This window comes from Parabacteroides sp. MSK.9.14 (assembly GCF_019041495.1).
Taxonomy (GTDB): Bacteria; Bacteroidota; Bacteroidia; order Bacteroidales; family Tannerellaceae; genus Parabacteroides; species Parabacteroides merdae.
In genome coordinates this window covers 12,584-28,391 of the sequence record NZ_JAHPXO010000018.1, presented here as the reverse complement: position 1 = coordinate 28,391, position 15,808 = coordinate 12,584, and the positions used below count along the sequence as shown (strand labels likewise).

The window sequence follows — 15,808 nt, the reverse complement described above, 5'->3', positions numbered from 1 at the left end:
GACTATGAATAAAAATGAGTCTTACTATCGGTTGCTTCTGGGAGCGGGCGTATTTCTTACGGCCCTCTCACTGACATCAACCTTGATACTGTCGCAACACCACGTTGCATACGCCATCGCGGTAGTGACATCGGGCATGACGGTTTTCGGTGCATGGAAGCTGTGGGTGATTAAAGAGAAGAAAGCGGACGAACAGATGCCTGACAAAGAAAACATCTATAAGGACGCCCAGTTACGCTCTTTGGCATCGACATTGGCTTTTTCCTACCTTCGGGGGCTAAACGACCTCTCGGACAACGAGCTGTATTTTGTGTCCGGATACTTGACACTGGCTATCTTGCACACACTAAACAAGAATCTGGTATTCAACAAGACGGTATGTTGGGATTTAATAGCTCAAGGAAGCGCGGAAGCTTTAATGGAAATGCAGAAATCCTCCAGTGAACCCCTTCAATTGGTTTGGGACATGAAACCTGTTCCGGTTGAAGCGATTCTAAATGAGCCGGGAATGCTGGAATTATTGGACAATTCCGTCGAGAATGTTTTCACAAAAATGAAAATTTGTGAATAATTACACTACTAAAAGATTGATTTTTGGTAGTTTGGTTGTAAAAGGTTTATTTTGCTGTAAAAGATTAAATGTATGAGACACCGAAACTTTACTATTGATGAAGCAACTGAGCTGAACAGGCTGGTAACCGAGCTGCTTCCAAAGATTCAGGCAATGCCATTTGGCAAACGGATTAAGGATATGACGTGCCAGGTGGATGATGATGCGGATCCTAACACCGGATTCCCGGAGATCCGGGTGAAGGTGGACGGAAAGCTGTCCGACTCGCATCTGAAGGTGCTGTGTGGACTGGCCGGTCAATTCCCACAGGAGGATGTTCCGGGAAGTACCTGCAAAGAACGTCTGGGCGTTTGTACGATGGACTCCCACAAGGTCACTTCCTCTATGGTAACCTTCAAGTGGTGTGGTCTGCGCAAGATCGATTCCATAAATCTCTTGGATTATTTCTATGCAGACGGGACATTCAGCCCGACCTTTTTGGCGACGAAGAAGGTCGAAGGAATCGTTTATTTTGTCGATGCCGAACGGGTGAGAATCATGTCGGTCAACAATGGCACGAAACTTCCTTGGTGTACGGCTGATGCGGTCCGGGTGGGAGAGAGCCTTCCGGTCATCAATCCCTTCGGAATCTTTGAAGCGGATCAACCGCTGGAAGATCTGAAACAGGCGACGAACAGGCTGTTGAAAGGTATTGAGAATACCAAGCTGAAGAAAAAGGATTTCCCGGCACTTGCCTATGTGCTGTCCTATGAGACGGAGCGTATCAAGAAAGGGAACTGGCATATGGTTCTTCCCGGCGATGCTGTCCATCTGTATTCAAGGAAACAACGTGGCGAACTGTCCAGGAATGTGAAGCGGTGCGGAGGAAAGGGACTGTGCAAGAACGCATGGTTGGGAAAAGAGTTTGATGACGACCTCGCATACATGGTTCAAGTCACATCTGTCAACTCCATGATAAAGCCGGAGAGCAAGAAAACCAGCCAGATGGTGATACCCGTCGCCGAGTTGGATTGGGAAACGATCGAGAATTTTTAATTATGGAAATATAATAATTTACGTTTATGAAAATACAGAGAATAATCACTTGGAGTAAACTGATGGCATTGCCGCTCTTGCTGGTTGCATGTACCGAATCTACTGAACTGGACAATATAGAACAGACTTCAGAAGAGGTCTATCCTGAACTGGACTTTTCATGCGAGAGCCCTTCACGTGCTGTTGTCTCTTCCTTTGAGCCAGGCGCCAAAATCGGAGTGTTCGTGACTGACAAGGGTACGACAAACGGATACGGGGGAAATGCGTCAAACATGAATATTACCTATACCCTGAATGGGGACTCGTATTGGGAGGCCGGATATAATACGGCATTAACCAACTCCGAGGCGAACGTATACGGGTATTATCCGTATCAGTCAAATGTTTCGACAGGTATGGCCAAACTGGAGAACGGTGTGGACTTCCTGTACACTCCAGTTCCTTCTGTCATCAGCAGGAACAATCCGATGGCCGAAATCGAACTGAACCATGCCATGTCATTGCTGAAGTTCAACTTTGACGCTTCACTTGGCAATATCACACGCATCTCTGTACGCAGTCTGCCTGCTTCAGCGGACTATAACGTGTTCACCGGTAAGGTGATCGCTTCCTCCGGAAGTACATCCGTTGATCTTACCATGAACAGCCCGGAGATTGCAGAAGGTTTTCTGGCAATACCCGGATACAAGATTGACGTAAAGGTGTCCTCGGATAAGGGCAGCTTCGTCTGGAAACCGGGAACGGTGACAGAAAGCGGAAAGAAATACAATATCTCGCTCTCCGCGAAATAAGTATTACAAACTGGCGATAAGCCGCAAATAGATAGAATATGGATACAATGACATTACGAAGAATCCTGCAAGCGCAGTACCGCTTTGGTGAATTTCCTTGTGATAATATCGACCCGGCAAACAAGGAATACTTTGAGAGTATGTTCCGCATGGAGCCCATGGAACGGATCGATGCTTATATGGCCATGACACCGGAGGTACGTTCCCAGTATTGGTCTTATTGGACCGATGTAAGACATCGGTTATAATGTCATGAACTTGCTATGGGGATCCGCTCGGCATACAGCAGGTATAAGAACAGAATCGTCCGGAATGTTCTTGTCGGGACAATCGGGACATTGTTCGTTATGGGCATAGGCTATACCACATATCGGATTGTTCCGGCATTGGTTCCGGAACCGAAATTTGACCTGCCGGATTGGATTGGTATGGAACGCAGGACTTACGAAAAGAAATGGATGGGCCGTGCTGTCATCCATGGGCACGACACGGTCAGTGTCCGGATGTTCTATAAAGGAGACGGACCGGAAGCCTTGCCCGTGGAAATTCACGGAGTTTCTACTGCACGCGCCGTACAGTCCATTCAAGGGATGATTGCCCGTACAAGCGGTTTCGACTTGTATGAACGTTTTGGGAAGACATACGTCTTCACGGATTCTGGTATGGTGATTTTCAGTCCTACGGAATTCCATTATTATCGAGCGATTGATAAATGACATACTATGGAACTACTGAAAAATTTTACGTTAACTGAAGGTTCTCATAAATTCGTGTTCATTCCGTATCAGGAGAATATGGACATCCGACAGGTGCTCGCTCAAACCAAAAAACAGAAGCCCCACCGGATTGTATGGCTGAAAAACCTGTTTACCCAATCCGGGTGCGAATGGCTGGATTATCTGGCCGAACACATAAACTTGCGTGTAGCCGACCTGCGAAACGGGGACGGGTACATAACAGCTGTTGCAACTGTCAAGGAATTACGCTCAATCATTCAGAACGCTTACAAGCAGCAACTGCTAAGACAGCGTGAGACGGAAAACATCGTCGAAGAGCTGAAGGCAATTCCGACTGAAAAGGTTCTGATACTGATAACAACCGGACGGCTGGACTATACGACTCTTGAAGAGACGGTTTTACGGGAACAATTTGATAATACACTCCGCAAACTGGATGATGATATCCCCGAAACAGGTTTTGTGGAATATAATCAGGGTTACCTACGGAGAGGTTCGGTATTCCAACTCTCGGACGGCAAACGTGCGGTGGCGTTCAACGGTTTCCATCTTGGTGGGGAGACGGTAGAACAATCAACTGCCATACAGGCTATTGTCATGGGCAAGGACTGTATAACTGATGTAAGCGAAAGTTTCTTATGGGTAATCTCTGATACAGGCATGCAGGCCAACCAGAACACCGTGAAAATCCATCCGGAATATGTGTGCAAACCGGCTTTGGTGGACGAGCTGTTTGTCTTTTACAACTGTTTCGTCCTCATGGGAATGAACAAGGCGTACGAGGAATCATTTGATTTGGATGATGCCGTGGCTCTGAGCGCAAAGCTGTACAAGGGGGTCAAGGACATTTACGGTGAACCGTACATCCTGCATGCGTTCCGGGTGCTGAAAAAAATGAAGACTCCCATGGAACAGATTTGTGCGCTGCTGCATGACACTCTTACGGTAAGGGAGGATGTGTCAGTCAATATGATGTTCGCAGAAGGGGTACCGCTGATAGTCCTAAGGACGGTGGTGGCATTGACACGTAATCCCGATGAATCACTGGCTGAGTATATCCGTCGGGTCAGGACTGACCCGCTGGCAACGGCAGTCAAGAAGAGCTGCCTGCTGCACGATATGGATATGTCACGCATCAAGGGGAAGCCCTCAGAAAGTGATTTTGAACGTAAATATGCGCTCCAGAAAGCGTACACACTATTGACAACGAAGAATGAAGAAACACTATTTGTCTGATAAATGCTTAGAAACGAACTATGTGCGATTTGACACAATCCATTGACATTATAGACCGTCTATTGTCCGTATTGGGCGATCGGAAGAATTTTCAAAAAATCTATTCGGAAGCCCTGGGCGGTTCGGTATCCGGCGACATCAGCATGATACGCTCAGATCTGTTCAACAAACCCAACTACCTGGGAGCGCTGCTGTTCGAGGATACGGCCTCAGTGCTCCTGCTGTTGCAACAGACCGGACTTGTACATTACGAAAACCTGACGGGGACACTCAGCGAGCGTGAGCAGCTGCAGGAAACCGAACTTTGGTCACCCGGCTACAATGACAAAGAGGACTGCATCATAAAGTTTCTCGACTATACAAACAACCACCATGCAGACTCCATGAGGATACCGTTTCCCACATGCCACAAAGGGGATGCCGATGCCGATTGGGTCGAAGAATGCCACACCGAAAAATATGTGTCCGTTTGGAACAGCCTGTCGCTTATTCAAAAGGCACAACTGCTGTCATTCATTCAACACACGTGAGTGACAGTGGCTTCAGTTTGAATATTTTTTGTACTTGCTTGGATATTAGAGAGAGATCCTGTAATTTCACCTAAAAATTTGAACGTCAAACACCTGAATGGTGTTTACGCGGACTAAAATCAAAACTATGTGCCAAAATCTTAACAGGACTATCAAAACAGGGCTGTTTCTCATTGCCTGGCTACCGACCCTATTGTTCGGTCAGGATCTTGTCATGAGGGATTTTTCTTATCGCCTCGGACAGGTTACCTATATCGGGAAGGTGCGATGTATGGGCTCAAGAGTGATTATCCGCTCCAGCCTGCAGGTCACTACCCCCAAAGGGGCGGTCTTGGATCGCTATGTCGAACCGGTGACCCTGACTGTCATGGAATCTTTCTCCATCCCTGACGGACTGGATGAAGTGTTCTTGTGGGATGCCATGCTCGCAAAACAATACCTGACAATCGCGCAAGGTTATTTTCAGACAGGAACCCGCTATTGCGCAGTCAACACTGCCGCACACGGTCGTATGCTGGATGAATCAAAAAAGTACTACCAAAAAGGGAAAGAACTGTTCCTGAAGCTGGGTAATGATGCGTCGGCTTCAGAAGTGGACCGCCTGCTGACCCTCATTGAAGCTATCAGGACGAACGCAGACTACGGACTCGCCAAGTTACAGTTCGACGAATACTACTCCATCAACTACAAAATCATGAAATCATGCATCTGCCTGGAAGACGGCTTTGATGATCAATATAAATGTGTCACTCTAAAATAAGAAATCATGCACAGGATACTCAAACTGATATTGCCTGCTTTCCTAACAGCGGCTTTTCATACAGCAAATGCGCAGTACCGCACCTATAGGGTAGTGGATAACGGCATCGAGACAATCGGCTATTGCAAGCTGTCCAACGGGGCGGTAATACACAAATACTCCTCATTGCCCGAATCCGGTGCATCGGTTTCCGAATCCGAGAACGGTTCTTTCACTATCGAGATACCGGAGTTCACCAATACGGAGGAAAGGTTCAATGTAGGCAACGGGGTTTCCTTCGAGCAGGTGTTCAACAGCATCAATGCCCGCTACTGTGTCCGGCAGGGGTATCTCAATTTTCAGGAATCAATCAAGGAAAAGGACAAGATTGCCTACCAACGGAAGATAAAGGCGATTCTGGGGTATTATGACAATGCTATCCGGGCCCTTGAAAAAGACAACCGAGAAAAGGCTGTCGATAAAGTCAAGCGCCTGATCCGATACACTGAAGAAATCCCGTTCATGCGGGGTAAAATGGAGAAGGGCTATCTGCCTGAATATGTACGGCTCGTTGAAAACGCAATGAAGTCCATGCTGGAATTTGACTCGGATATCCAACCGGGATACAGTGTTGTCGTGCATAAGTCACAGCTGCCTGCCAAGCCAAATAAGAAGGCACGGAAACGGCGCAGATAACGGTATACGGGCATTTTATCGGAAATTTTATTGAGATTGCTTGTAAATCAACGGATAATAGGTTATTTTTGTATTATTAAACTTTTAACCAAAACAGACAATGCCAACCGGAATACCCATGTTGTCACGCGCTTTCAAGAAAAGTGCCGACAAACCCATTACGAACAATACGGCCAACGGCCTTGACCAACAAGTTCCACAGAACAAGGAACAGGAACCGATTTCCTTTCAGTTCAAACCTGCCCGTGTGGAAGATTCCGTAAAGAAACAATATACAGATGCTCCTGTCCCAACGGTAGCAGGTGACCAAAGGGCTACATTGAATCCTTCCCGCTTGAATGGATGGATTAACGGTACAAAATAACGGGTATGGGAACCATTTGTATATATGCACTTTTCTTCATTGCCGCATGGGGTTCCATTCACGGCATTACCGGTGCTGTCCTTAAACGTAAAAGCGAGGCTTACACCGGATGGGGACTGTTGGGGCTGGTTTCCGGTATATTGGTCATGGTGTTCTCTTGCTTGCAGACAGGAACCGTCAACACAACCTATTCCCTTCTGGCCACTTTGTTTCTGCTGGGTTCAGTCTCCAATATGATTGCGGCATCACTGTTGCAAAGGACCGTCTTGCTGTACGGGTACGAGCAGTGCAACCTGAAGAGAATAGCGGCCGACTGGCTGCAGGCCAGGGGCAGGGGAGAGTATCACTTGTTTTTGGCCGACATGAAGAATTCAGAATACCTGAGAATCATATCCGACGCCTTGCGTATCGTTCACTCAGTGGCGGTGTCCCTGCCCCGAGACTATACTTTCCAAGTAACGGATTACGGTTTTTTAGTGGATGCCTTCTCGTTAATAGACAACAGCCGGTACAAGATTCTGGTGGCTTACCCTTCCTTGTCCAAGGAGAAACTGCAGAATTTGGAGCTGGAAACTGCAATGGAGAAGGAACAAGTCATCTATGTCGTGTCTGACAACTATGGTATCAAGGTGACCGAACTGCTGGATACTATGTCCAAGCAATTGCTTTTTGGAAACAATAAATGTGTAACAACTAATAAAAAATGACTATGAACATAAATTTCATTATGCAATCAATGTTTATCACACCGAAACAGGCTGTGGAGTTGTTTAATCTGAATATCGACCAAAACGTGTCCATGTTCTTCTGGGGTGAAATCCTTCATGAGGGACAACAGTGCTGGGGTCTCTTCTTGATAGCGGACGAGGATACCGATCCCCAATATCTGACAGGAGACGAGCGGGCAGAAGCGCTGCATAATTCAGGTGTCGATGTCGAGCAACTGGTAGAGAACATGTATGCGGCATTCGAACTGTCACAGCTTATGCAGATACTCCAAAACGAAATCATGAACATGAACCTGACCGATGATGATACGGTCAATATGTCGTTCTGCCCCAGAGACTACAACTATCACGAACTTGCGGAAGGTTGCGCCGACTTCCTGATTGGACTGCTGAGAGAGGGCCAGTTTAACGACGATCAGTGTAATGGGGCGCTTGAGATTTCAGATAACAGTATAGCAAGATATGAAAATACTTTCTAATTACATCAAGACAGCCGGTGTTTTGCTTGCCGTAATTCTAGCCGGCTCATGCACGGACCATGACGAGGTACGTGAAAAGACCAACACGCTCAAATTACTGGTCAGCAGCCATTCGTTCCTGGCTCCGGACCAACCGGACAAATATCCTTCTACGCACGCCGTCGGGTTGTTCTCCTTAGACAAGAACATGAACCAGACAAATCTGTTGAATAACCAAAAGGCGATATCCAACGGTTCCAAATGGTATCTGGACAAGAACTGTGAGGTAAGGCTTGGAGAGGACAGTGTCAACGCATATGCTTATTATCCGTACGACCCGAACATGCAGTCGGACGAATGGCTCCGTATCAATACCGGCAAGACGGACTACATGTATGGGCTCCATGATATCGAAGAATACGGATACATCAACTACGCCCAGCCTATTGCAGACATCAAGATGCGGCATGCGATGTGTATGCTGAAACTGGACATACGGCCCATTCTGGAACAGGGATGCACCGTATCTCACATCTATATAGAGGGAGCCGATCCCGTGCATCCGATTTACTCTACTGGACAAATCAATATGTTCACCGATGAAACGGGTTCCTTGCAGGTCCTGGACGGAGAAATGGAATGCGAGATTGACGAGACAGGACAAAAAGCCTTATTGTACATGATTCCCTGCAAAGGGGTGGCCATCAACATTACAGTCATCGTAAATGGCAGGACCTATACATTACCTGTCAAGGATCTGAATTTTGGCCAGGGCATGGTACAGAACTTCTGGTTGGGATTTGATGTGGCAGAAGAAAACCTGTACCTGAAGGGAGTCAATATCGTCCCTTGGGAGGACGGGGCAGAATCAGACTTGAGCACATCGTATAAATAACAAATACAAAATCAAAATTTTCTTTACTATGAAAATAAAACTGATAGTTACAGCTTTGCTGTTGGGCGGGCACTTGTATGCAAACGCCCAGACGAGTGTGTCTGACACCATCCGTAGCCAACATACATTCCGGCTACATAACAACACAGAGGTGACCGAGAGTAAAACGGTTGTGGTGACTGAGGAACCAGCACAGAAAAAGAAAAAAAACAAGGTAAAGGTCCGCAAGCCCAAAAATATGGAATACAGACTTGCCTTGCTGGAAGTCGAATTTGAGATGGAGAATTATCGGAAGAAAATCAAATCCTCCGGAGAGGAAACCAAAAAATTACTGCTGCAGGAATTAATAAACAAGTTGGCGTCCATCACGAATGTCAAAACAGCAGATTACAATCAGGATTACACACAAGTACTGGTCATCTTGCCTGATGACACCGAATACCGGGTGGATTTGTGACGATGAAAGCAAGTATAAGGATTTAGTCAAGGAGGGTATTGTTTATGAATGATAAATTGAAAGTATTGCTACATGCCGTAGCAGAGGTCACCAACATAGATACCGCTACGTTGCGTCAGCATAAATCCAAGACACACAAGATAGCTTTTGCCAAACATGTGTTCTGCTATGTTGGATGTATCAAGCTGAGATTCAAACAACAGGATATAGGGAACTATATCGGATTATCACAAAGCAGGGTGTGCCAGGTTACCTCACGGAGCAACTTCATGAGAGTGAACAATCAGGGGTGCAAGGGCATCTGTGACGAGGTACTGAAAGTCGAGGAAAGATTCGAGGAACTGTCAGATGAAGTCAGATTGGGAAAGGTTACACTTTGAAAATCAGATAAAATCACGGCTCTTTCATTTAAAAATACTTTGAAGAGGCTGTAAATAAAACTGTGTCAGCAAAGAATAAAATATTAATTTTGCTAACACAGTTTATTTTACGCCCCCTACTTTGAATATCTAATGTTTGTGGCAGATAGACATTTAGAACAGCTCAACGCAACTTTTGACATAATATTGACTTAATGGTACATTTTGGAACTAAGGTAAACTCAACATAATCAGTGGTTGTCAGTCTATTCCAAGTTTAAATGAAAGAGCCGTGCTCGACATAGCCCAAATCGCTGCTGAATATATCCATGTTGTAGTTGATGCGCAGCTGCATCACCAGGTCACTCTGCCGTAACGAGTAACCGCCACGGTTCAATGCCAACCGAGAAGTGTTCAATGCCGATTGCAAGGCCATGTTCAGATTGGCTGCGCCTACAACGCCTTTCTGTATGGGAGTGATTAATTGTATGTTGCTCACCTTTTGACCGTATGCTTTGGGCAGATGGTTCTTTACCAAAAATCGTTATCTTTTCACTCCTTCGCCTTGAAATTGAACACCGGTTTGATAACCGTTTCAATCGTTACCGTCTCTTGGATCAGCCGCATGATCGCTGGCCGGTTCAAGAAATCTATCAGACTATCAAGAGCCGTGAGCCGCAATGTCAGATAGGCATAAATTGGACCATTGGAGAGGATGCTAATCCTAATGACCCCAACGCGCCTGAAAAATCCTATAAAATCATTCCTGAAAAGCAAAAGGAGGGTGACCCCATACGTTATTTCCCCAGTGATTTCCGTTTGGGTGATCCGCTCTTGCCTGCCAATCCCGACCCTAAAGTATTTATTCATCAAGGCAAACGCTATTATATGCCGTTTGAATCGACTGTATGTTTTTTTAAAAGGTGGTTCTATCATACAACGGATAAGGAATATAAATCCATTGATGAATTGTTCAAGTTCTACCAACGCGCCACGGCTCAAGACAATATCCTGATTCTGAATTTGCCTCCTAATCGTGAAGGCAGAATGCGTCAGGAAGATGTGGACTTATTGCTTGAACTCCGCAAGAGAATATAATGCTGTCCTATGAAAAAAGTAATGTTATATTTGTTATGCTTGGTTCTTATGGCAGAGGTACATGCTTCCTTCTACTGATGAGTTGGATAGTTTGCGCATAATATCCTACAATGTCCATAATGGGATAGAAAAATAGCACATCAGACCGGGATGAATTATGTATTTGGTCCTGCTATCAAGAAAAAGAACAGGAAATTTACGGTTAAACAGACAAGAATGATAAAAGATTATGTCGCTTCCGATTATTGTCCTGTTTATGTTGATGTACATTACGGGAAATGATATTTCTTTGTACAGCCGAATTGTCAATGAATAAAGAAATACAAGTAAATCGGTTGCCCCAAAATAGACGAAGCCCCGAAGAATCGGAGTTTCGTCTATTTTGGGGCAATTTGTTTTTTATGTATCTTTTATTCAATGTATAGAAAAAATTTGTAATTTTGTTTTTGGGCAAAACTCTAATGTACTTCTTAATCTTTCTCCGAATAAAGAGGGACGTACTCACAGAACGTGATGCCAAAAGACTCATTGAGTTTGGCATCACGAACGCTATGTCTATATGAATGAGAACGATTACCGGCAACTGAAAGAGATGAAGGTAAAGTTTCAGCTGAATCTCTTTTCATTGGTCGATGCTTATGGCATAGAGGCAAGAAAAAAGGCGGAATGGCTGTTGAAAAATAATTTTTATGACTTGGCCGGCAGCGATACACACCGTTTGGGCGTCTGGAAATCTCTTCTTTATGCAAAAGGTAATGCTAAATCTCTTCAACAAGTAGTGTCTCTTGTTTGTTTTTAATTCTAAAAGTAGTAGCTTTGTACTGACTATAGGCAAATTGTAAAAAATATGGGCAAATACATATATAAACTGCTTGGTTATCATGCAGTTAAAGAGGCAGAAATCAAACTGGATGGCATTACGGTGTTATCCGGCATTAACGGATGTGGAAAGAGTACCCTGTCCCGATGGCTGTATTATCTGATTAACGGATCGCGAGACTTTGACATTTTTTTGTTGAGGGATTATAAAGCTAAAATAGATAACTTGATTAATCGGATGCGATTTGCTTGTATGGATTTGGGGCGATTCTCTCAAAAAAGCGGTTTGTTGGAAAAAGGTTCTTTGAATACTTTGCTTGAAGTAACCGAAAAAATGAAGCAGACAAGAGTGCACTCGTATGAACAAATTGAGATTGTTCAAGATTTGTTTCTGCAAGCCTTGTATGCCACAGAGAATTTTCTATCGGAAGCCTTGACGGAAAATCTTTCTGAAGCACGTAAAGTCAGAATCTTGAATTATTTGAGTGTTCATAACAAACAAGAAGATGTTCGTCAGTCTATTGAAAATTTTGTTGGGCAGAATAATCGTTTGATTACTCAACTGACTAATCAATTGGTTAAAAATATGAATGAACGTCCGCGTTCTACCTATTTAAAGTTGATTGAGAAGTATTTCGATATACAGCATGATTTCCCTTTGGGGATTCAGTTGGAGGAAGATGAGGTTAATCTTCTCGAAGATACCCATGTCTCCACGTTGTTCAATTTGCAGCGAGCCATTTATATTGACACTCCCATGGCAGTTGAAGTGGAAGATACGGAAAACATTTTTTGGAATGATTTGCGTGAGATGATGTTAGATGATAAATCGGGTAAGAATTTATCTATGGGAGAACGAAAATTTTTGGTACGGGTCAAAGATTTATTGAATGGTGAAACGGTATTGGAAGAGGATGATGTCTTTGATGAAAAAAGTTTGCGTTATATTTCCAAAGATAAGAAAGTAAATATCTCCTTGAAAGATGCAGCCACAGGATTCAAGGCTTTTTCTTATCTTCAACGTCTGTTGGAGAATGGTAATCTGAATCAAGAAACATTGCTGATGATAGACGAGCCGGAGGCACATCTTCATCCGCAATGGATAGTAGAATTTGCTCGGCTTCTAGTTTTATTGAACAAGGAACTGGGATTGAAAATTATGATAGCCAGTCACAATCCGGATATGGTGGCTGCCATTCACGATATAGCTCACAAAGAGGGTGTGTTATCGGACACTCGTTTCTATGTAGCACAGCCGGATGAAGAAAATCCACACCAGTATGTTTATAAGGATTTGGAACATGAAATAGGAGAAATCTTCGATTCATTCAATATTGCTTTGGACAGAATCAATATATATGGGAATGGGGGAATGGATTTATAATAATGAGGTCGTAAGGGGACATTCTATTTATCCGGTATGTCATTCTACGTTGAATGCAGTGTCTCGTCGCGATTATGGAAATACATATTCCTTTCGTCCGGATATTGAATGTCTGGATATGGATACATACGAAAAAAATGTATTGAGAAAGGGACAGCCTGATTGTACGGTGGATGCGGTAATTGGCATTTCTACTTATGAAAATAATCGAGTTTCCAGTCCGCGTTTGTTGCTTGTAGAACTTAGAATGGATTATGATAATATTAAAAATCTTTCTAAGACAGCTATGGAAAACAAGGTGATTTACACCAAGAAATTGCTTGGCAGGAAAGTCGCAATTGAGTTGAAAAGCATTTTCCTGTTTAAGGAAAAGCTTGCTTCACAAGCTAAAAGTTGGTTTAATAGACAAAGTCGGACAGGAGGCGAACTAAACAATTGTAGAGCATGCTCTGTTTCAGAATTTCATAACATTATTAAATCGCCTTCTGATTTTCCTTATACACCGATACATTCGGAAGAAAATATAAGAACTGATTTAAAGAAACATGAAAATACTGCTGATTGGAAACTGTTTCTTGGACAAATAAAATATTGGCGTGAAATAGCTGAAAAATATAGATATTCCAACAAATCAGAATTTGAGCATATTTCGAATGTCATAAAGACAATATGGGAGGAATTTAAAAAGAAGAATTATTCTTTTAGTGATGATGAATTGTTGGAAATCTGGTGTGAAGAAGAAAAAATAAATTTGTTATGAATGCGGTAATGTATAAGATGACAAACATAGTAAATAGCATATGTCATGCAAACATATACATTTGGCATGTATAACCATCTGGAAACCATACAGGAAGAGAGCCGAACAGGATTTTGCAATCAAAATGTGGTGGTGGCAGGCGACCCGGCACAGCAAGGCCATAAAAAAGGAAAAGCATGTGCTCTTCCCGATACTTTGTTTATAAAAAAGTTGATGCTTTCTTTAACCTATAGAGAGGGAGTTTTTAAGGTATTCTTTTCATCCGACAGATTTCTTTATCACTTCCTGTAATTGGAGGAATAGGTATGGAGCAAATGTTCCATATTCAATGGATAATGAGGTTGCAGGTAAACTCCTTACATTTATTCATAAGATGCTACTAAATAAATAATGGATGTTTTGTACATTTTAATCAGTAAGCACTTAAAAAAGGAACGAAACAGAAATGTTTATCTTTGTTGCTAGTCAAAATAGAAAAATGTGTATAGCAGCGAAAAATTAGAAAGGTTTTACTTTTTCAGTACTAGGTCGAATTTTGCCTTATGGTGAGTCTTTATACTTCTTTTGTATGAGAATAAAATTCTTTATAACATCTTTCGTAAGTGGTATAAGGATATGCGTAATTAAATAGTTAAAGAGCAGGTTGACGGTATTCAGACAATGAAGAGATGCATAATGTAACATCAGCAGTTGAGCATTACTGGACAGTATCAATAAATCGTAAGCATCCGATAAAGTACACATTGCAGACCTAAAAACTCTTCTATTACTTTGCGATCAAAAACGTAGTTATGAAACGATCAATGAGTAAAGAAAAGTTTTTAGCGCTATATCAGCGCCAACAGTCCAGCGGACTAACCATAAAGGATTTCCGGCTAACTCTTCGTTTGAAAGTTGTACATCCTCTTTAAGGACAACTTCTTTGGCAAGTTGTTTTTCCCACTCGTTGTCTAAATGGCAGACCTTAATCCACGGTTCTTCACCCTCTTCCGTCTTGCTCCATTGGATCACGACTTCTCCTTTAAAATCCTGATCCGGTTCCATCATTCGTAGAAGATCGAACGCTTCACGGAAAGAACAAATACTGTTTTGGGTATTCTCATCCTGTTCTAATAAAGAGGGTATCAAATCATCGAATCGGACTTGCATAAATAAGTCTTTGAGTGTCATATTGTGCTGTTTATATTGTTAATTCTGTTTGATGCAGCATAATGCCCATTATAAGGTGTTAATGATAGGCATTATGGTTTTTTGATATTTACAGCAAGATTGTACTTTAAAAGGAACTCATTCCCGCTGCTCAATTCGTTATATGTATCATATTCCACAGCATATATGGTATTTTCCCATCCCCATATATCACCGTCATATTCTTGGGTGAAGAAAACGGTGTACATGGTTCCGCTGACGATCGGGCATTGGGCGACAATCACATCCGAGGACATAACGGATTGAAACCGGCAACGGGCAATTAATCGACGTGGATTGGCTTTCACGCCAAACGGATGTTCGGAAACGATTGCCCCACCGCATCGGATGATTTCTTCTTGTAAAGGGCGGTTTGTCTTCGGATGCGTGATGTCTAATCCAGAACCGACAAAGGCGATGGTCTTCCCTCCGGCACCCAGACAACCCCGATGAGCCGTCGTGTCACAACCTGCGGCCAGACCACTTACAATAACGTGTCCTTCCAGCGTAAATTTCCGGGCCAATGAATAGGCGGCTTCCCGTCCTGCCTGATCGGCACATCGGGAACCGATAATGGTAACGCAATCGGTACGCAACAATAATTTTCTATCGCCTAATATATGGAGCAAGGGAGGAGCGTCCGGTATTAAATTATTGAATGCGAACCAAGGGTATTCATCCGAATAAAAGGAAATGGTGGCGACTCCCGCTTCTGTCTGTTTCTTCAATATCTGTTTTGCTTTTTCATGTTGTTTAGGCGAGTTGGCAATTGTTTTTTGCAAAGCCTCTTTTTCTTGCGGGGAATAAAAACTATGGCATATGTCTGCATCGGAATATCCTATGAGCTGCAGGCAGAGAAGTTCATCTATCGCGAAGAAGTCTTTGAATCGTTCTTTATAATACATCATAAGGTACTGTTGTTTTTATCTAAATGTTGCAAAGATGTGGATGAAGGTGTGCCAA

The 15,808-nt window shown here is 43.4% G+C and carries 22 protein-coding genes and 1 pseudogene; 20 read left to right on the top strand and 3 right to left on the bottom strand.

From position 1 onward, the window contains the following. Nucleotides 1–4 precede the first annotated feature (4 nt). From KTG12_RS11050 to KTG12_RS10980, 15 genes are all read left to right on the top strand, one after another. On the top strand, nucleotides 5–571 hold the full coding sequence (locus KTG12_RS11050; protein ID WP_075965527.1) for a hypothetical protein: 567 nt from the start codon (nucleotides 5–7) through the stop codon (nucleotides 569–571). A gap of 72 nt (nucleotides 572–643) precedes the next feature. Then, the gene (locus tag KTG12_RS11045; RefSeq protein WP_075965526.1) at nucleotides 644–1,606 is read left to right on the top strand and encodes a hypothetical protein; all 963 of its coding nucleotides are present in this window, start codon (nucleotides 644–646) and stop codon (nucleotides 1,604–1,606) included. Nucleotides 1,607–1,632: 26 nt separating this feature from the next. After that, a complete protein-coding gene (locus KTG12_RS11040) occupies nucleotides 1,633–2,397 on the top strand; it encodes a fimbrillin family protein (protein WP_081415400.1) in 765 nt (254 codons plus the stop codon). A gap of 47 nt (nucleotides 2,398–2,444) precedes the next feature. Next, complete coding sequence (locus tag KTG12_RS11035; protein ID WP_147379060.1) at nucleotides 2,445–2,645, top strand: hypothetical protein; 201 nt, start codon at nucleotides 2,445–2,447, stop codon at nucleotides 2,643–2,645. A gap of 15 nt (nucleotides 2,646–2,660) precedes the next feature. Beyond that, nucleotides 2,661–3,113, top strand: a complete 453-nt coding sequence (locus KTG12_RS11030) for a hypothetical protein (protein ID WP_075965523.1) — start codon at nucleotides 2,661–2,663, stop codon at nucleotides 3,111–3,113. Nucleotides 3,114–3,119: 6 nt separating this feature from the next. After that, nucleotides 3,120–4,370 carry a hypothetical protein gene (locus KTG12_RS11025; RefSeq protein ID WP_075965522.1) on the top strand — a complete coding sequence of 417 codons (1,251 nt, stop codon included), beginning with the start codon at nucleotides 3,120–3,122 and terminating at the stop codon, nucleotides 4,368–4,370. 20 nt (nucleotides 4,371–4,390) lie between these two features. After that, nucleotides 4,391–4,900: a hypothetical protein gene (locus KTG12_RS11020; protein ID WP_075965521.1), complete on the top strand. Its 510-nt coding sequence runs from the start codon at nucleotides 4,391–4,393 to the stop codon at nucleotides 4,898–4,900. A gap of 127 nt (nucleotides 4,901–5,027) precedes the next feature. Then, nucleotides 5,028–5,660: a hypothetical protein gene (locus KTG12_RS11015; protein ID WP_147379344.1), complete on the top strand. Its 633-nt coding sequence runs from the start codon at nucleotides 5,028–5,030 to the stop codon at nucleotides 5,658–5,660. A 6-nt stretch (nucleotides 5,661–5,666) separates the two neighbouring features. Then, nucleotides 5,667–6,335: a hypothetical protein gene (locus tag KTG12_RS11010; RefSeq protein ID WP_075965519.1), complete on the top strand. Its 669-nt coding sequence runs from the start codon at nucleotides 5,667–5,669 to the stop codon at nucleotides 6,333–6,335. Between the two features lie 100 nt (nucleotides 6,336–6,435). Beyond that, complete coding sequence (locus KTG12_RS11005) at nucleotides 6,436–6,699, top strand: hypothetical protein (RefSeq protein ID WP_122298295.1); 264 nt, start codon at nucleotides 6,436–6,438, stop codon at nucleotides 6,697–6,699. Nucleotides 6,700–6,704: 5 nt separating this feature from the next. Continuing rightward, nucleotides 6,705–7,406: a hypothetical protein gene (locus KTG12_RS11000; RefSeq protein ID WP_075965517.1), complete on the top strand. Its 702-nt coding sequence runs from the start codon at nucleotides 6,705–6,707 to the stop codon at nucleotides 7,404–7,406. Nucleotides 7,407–7,408: 2 nt separating this feature from the next. Then, entirely contained in the window at nucleotides 7,409–7,906 is a 498-nt protein-coding gene (locus tag KTG12_RS10995; RefSeq protein ID WP_122338939.1) for a hypothetical protein, read from the top strand. Next, nucleotides 7,890–8,780, top strand: a complete 891-nt coding sequence (locus tag KTG12_RS10990) for a fimbrillin family protein (RefSeq protein WP_075965515.1) — start codon at nucleotides 7,890–7,892, stop codon at nucleotides 8,778–8,780. The genes KTG12_RS10995 and KTG12_RS10990 overlap by 17 nt, the downstream gene beginning before the upstream one ends. A gap of 28 nt (nucleotides 8,781–8,808) precedes the next feature. Continuing rightward, nucleotides 8,809–9,237, top strand: coding sequence for a hypothetical protein (locus KTG12_RS10985; protein ID WP_075965514.1), 429 nt, complete (start codon nucleotides 8,809–8,811; stop codon nucleotides 9,235–9,237). Between the two features lie 44 nt (nucleotides 9,238–9,281). Beyond that, nucleotides 9,282–9,617: a hypothetical protein gene (locus KTG12_RS10980; protein WP_075965513.1), complete on the top strand. Its 336-nt coding sequence runs from the start codon at nucleotides 9,282–9,284 to the stop codon at nucleotides 9,615–9,617. Nucleotides 9,618–9,873: 256 nt separating this feature from the next. On the opposite strand, the gene KTG12_RS10975 is transcribed toward KTG12_RS10980, so the two are convergent. Next, entirely contained in the window at nucleotides 9,874–10,134 is a 261-nt protein-coding gene (locus tag KTG12_RS10975) for a hypothetical protein (protein ID WP_227226147.1), read from the bottom strand. Here KTG12_RS10975 and KTG12_RS10970 point away from each other — a divergent pair. The 5 genes and pseudogenes from KTG12_RS10970 (at nucleotide 10,107) to KTG12_RS10950 (ending at nucleotide 13,948) form a co-directional block, all read left to right on the top strand. Further along, the gene (locus tag KTG12_RS10970) at nucleotides 10,107–10,694 is read left to right on the top strand and encodes an alpha-L-fucosidase (protein ID WP_229101574.1); all 588 of its coding nucleotides are present in this window, start codon (nucleotides 10,107–10,109) and stop codon (nucleotides 10,692–10,694) included. The two genes, KTG12_RS10975 and KTG12_RS10970, sit on opposite strands and share 28 nt — an antisense overlap. 550 nt (nucleotides 10,695–11,244) lie before the next feature. Next, nucleotides 11,245–11,493, top strand: a pseudogene (locus KTG12_RS10965) (capsular biosynthesis protein); the annotation flags it as partial. 48 nt (nucleotides 11,494–11,541) lie between these two features. Beyond that, nucleotides 11,542–12,897 carry an AAA family ATPase gene (locus tag KTG12_RS10960; protein ID WP_122298294.1) on the top strand — a complete coding sequence of 452 codons (1,356 nt, stop codon included), beginning with the start codon at nucleotides 11,542–11,544 and terminating at the stop codon, nucleotides 12,895–12,897. Then, the gene (locus KTG12_RS10955; protein ID WP_122334172.1) at nucleotides 12,872–13,657 is read left to right on the top strand and encodes a hypothetical protein; all 786 of its coding nucleotides are present in this window, start codon (nucleotides 12,872–12,874) and stop codon (nucleotides 13,655–13,657) included. The genes KTG12_RS10960 and KTG12_RS10955 overlap by 26 nt, the downstream gene beginning before the upstream one ends. Nucleotides 13,658–13,702: 45 nt before the next feature. Continuing rightward, nucleotides 13,703–13,948, top strand: a complete 246-nt coding sequence (locus KTG12_RS10950) for a hypothetical protein (protein ID WP_075965509.1) — start codon at nucleotides 13,703–13,705, stop codon at nucleotides 13,946–13,948. A gap of 498 nt (nucleotides 13,949–14,446) precedes the next feature. Here KTG12_RS10950 and KTG12_RS10945 read toward each other — a convergent pair whose 3' ends face one another. Beyond that, nucleotides 14,447–14,827, bottom strand: coding sequence for a hypothetical protein (locus tag KTG12_RS10945; protein WP_182430137.1), 381 nt, complete (start codon nucleotides 14,825–14,827; stop codon nucleotides 14,447–14,449). Between the two features lie 71 nt (nucleotides 14,828–14,898). After that, on the bottom strand, nucleotides 14,899–15,753 hold the full coding sequence (locus KTG12_RS10940) for a DNA-processing protein DprA (protein ID WP_122334171.1): 855 nt from the start codon (nucleotides 15,751–15,753) through the stop codon (nucleotides 14,899–14,901). Between the last annotated feature and the right edge of the window lie 55 nt (nucleotides 15,754–15,808).

What these genes read in the sequence shown, in the direction of transcription:
- KTG12_RS11050 (WP_075965527.1), top strand. Translation starts at nt 5, where the DNA reads ATGAATAAAAATGAGTCTTACTATCGGTTGCTTCTGGGAGCGGGCGTA.
- KTG12_RS11045 (WP_075965526.1), top strand. Translation starts at nt 644, where the DNA reads ATGAGACACCGAAACTTTACTATTGATGAAGCAACTGAGCTGAACAGG.
- KTG12_RS11040 (WP_081415400.1), top strand. Translation starts at nt 1,633, where the DNA reads ATGAAAATACAGAGAATAATCACTTGGAGTAAACTGATGGCATTGCCG.
- KTG12_RS11035 (WP_147379060.1), top strand. Translation starts at nt 2,445, where the DNA reads ATGACATTACGAAGAATCCTGCAAGCGCAGTACCGCTTTGGTGAATTT.
- KTG12_RS11030 (WP_075965523.1), top strand. Translation starts at nt 2,661, where the DNA reads ATGGGGATCCGCTCGGCATACAGCAGGTATAAGAACAGAATCGTCCGG.
- KTG12_RS11025 (WP_075965522.1), top strand. Translation starts at nt 3,120, where the DNA reads ATGGAACTACTGAAAAATTTTACGTTAACTGAAGGTTCTCATAAATTC.
- KTG12_RS11020 (WP_075965521.1), top strand. Translation starts at nt 4,391, where the DNA reads ATGTGCGATTTGACACAATCCATTGACATTATAGACCGTCTATTGTCC.
- KTG12_RS11015 (WP_147379344.1), top strand. Translation starts at nt 5,028, where the DNA reads ATGTGCCAAAATCTTAACAGGACTATCAAAACAGGGCTGTTTCTCATT.
- KTG12_RS11010 (WP_075965519.1), top strand. Translation starts at nt 5,667, where the DNA reads ATGCACAGGATACTCAAACTGATATTGCCTGCTTTCCTAACAGCGGCT.
- KTG12_RS11005 (WP_122298295.1), top strand. Translation starts at nt 6,436, where the DNA reads ATGCCAACCGGAATACCCATGTTGTCACGCGCTTTCAAGAAAAGTGCC.
- KTG12_RS11000 (WP_075965517.1), top strand. Translation starts at nt 6,705, where the DNA reads ATGGGAACCATTTGTATATATGCACTTTTCTTCATTGCCGCATGGGGT.
- KTG12_RS10995 (WP_122338939.1), top strand. Translation starts at nt 7,409, where the DNA reads ATGAACATAAATTTCATTATGCAATCAATGTTTATCACACCGAAACAG.
- KTG12_RS10990 (WP_075965515.1), top strand. Translation starts at nt 7,890, where the DNA reads ATGAAAATACTTTCTAATTACATCAAGACAGCCGGTGTTTTGCTTGCC.
- KTG12_RS10985 (WP_075965514.1), top strand. Translation starts at nt 8,809, where the DNA reads ATGAAAATAAAACTGATAGTTACAGCTTTGCTGTTGGGCGGGCACTTG.
- KTG12_RS10980 (WP_075965513.1), top strand. Translation starts at nt 9,282, where the DNA reads ATGAATGATAAATTGAAAGTATTGCTACATGCCGTAGCAGAGGTCACC.
- KTG12_RS10970 (WP_229101574.1), top strand. Translation starts at nt 10,107, where the DNA reads ATGCTTTGGGCAGATGGTTCTTTACCAAAAATCGTTATCTTTTCACTC.
- KTG12_RS10960 (WP_122298294.1), top strand. Translation starts at nt 11,542, where the DNA reads ATGGGCAAATACATATATAAACTGCTTGGTTATCATGCAGTTAAAGAG.
- KTG12_RS10955 (WP_122334172.1), top strand. Translation starts at nt 12,872, where the DNA reads ATGGGAATGGGGGAATGGATTTATAATAATGAGGTCGTAAGGGGACAT.
- KTG12_RS10950 (WP_075965509.1), top strand. Translation starts at nt 13,703, where the DNA reads ATGCAAACATATACATTTGGCATGTATAACCATCTGGAAACCATACAG.
- KTG12_RS10945 (WP_182430137.1), bottom strand. Translation starts at nt 14,827, where the DNA reads ATGACACTCAAAGACTTATTTATGCAAGTCCGATTCGATGATTTGATA.
- KTG12_RS10940 (WP_122334171.1), bottom strand. Translation starts at nt 15,753, where the DNA reads ATGATGTATTATAAAGAACGATTCAAAGACTTCTTCGCGATAGATGAA.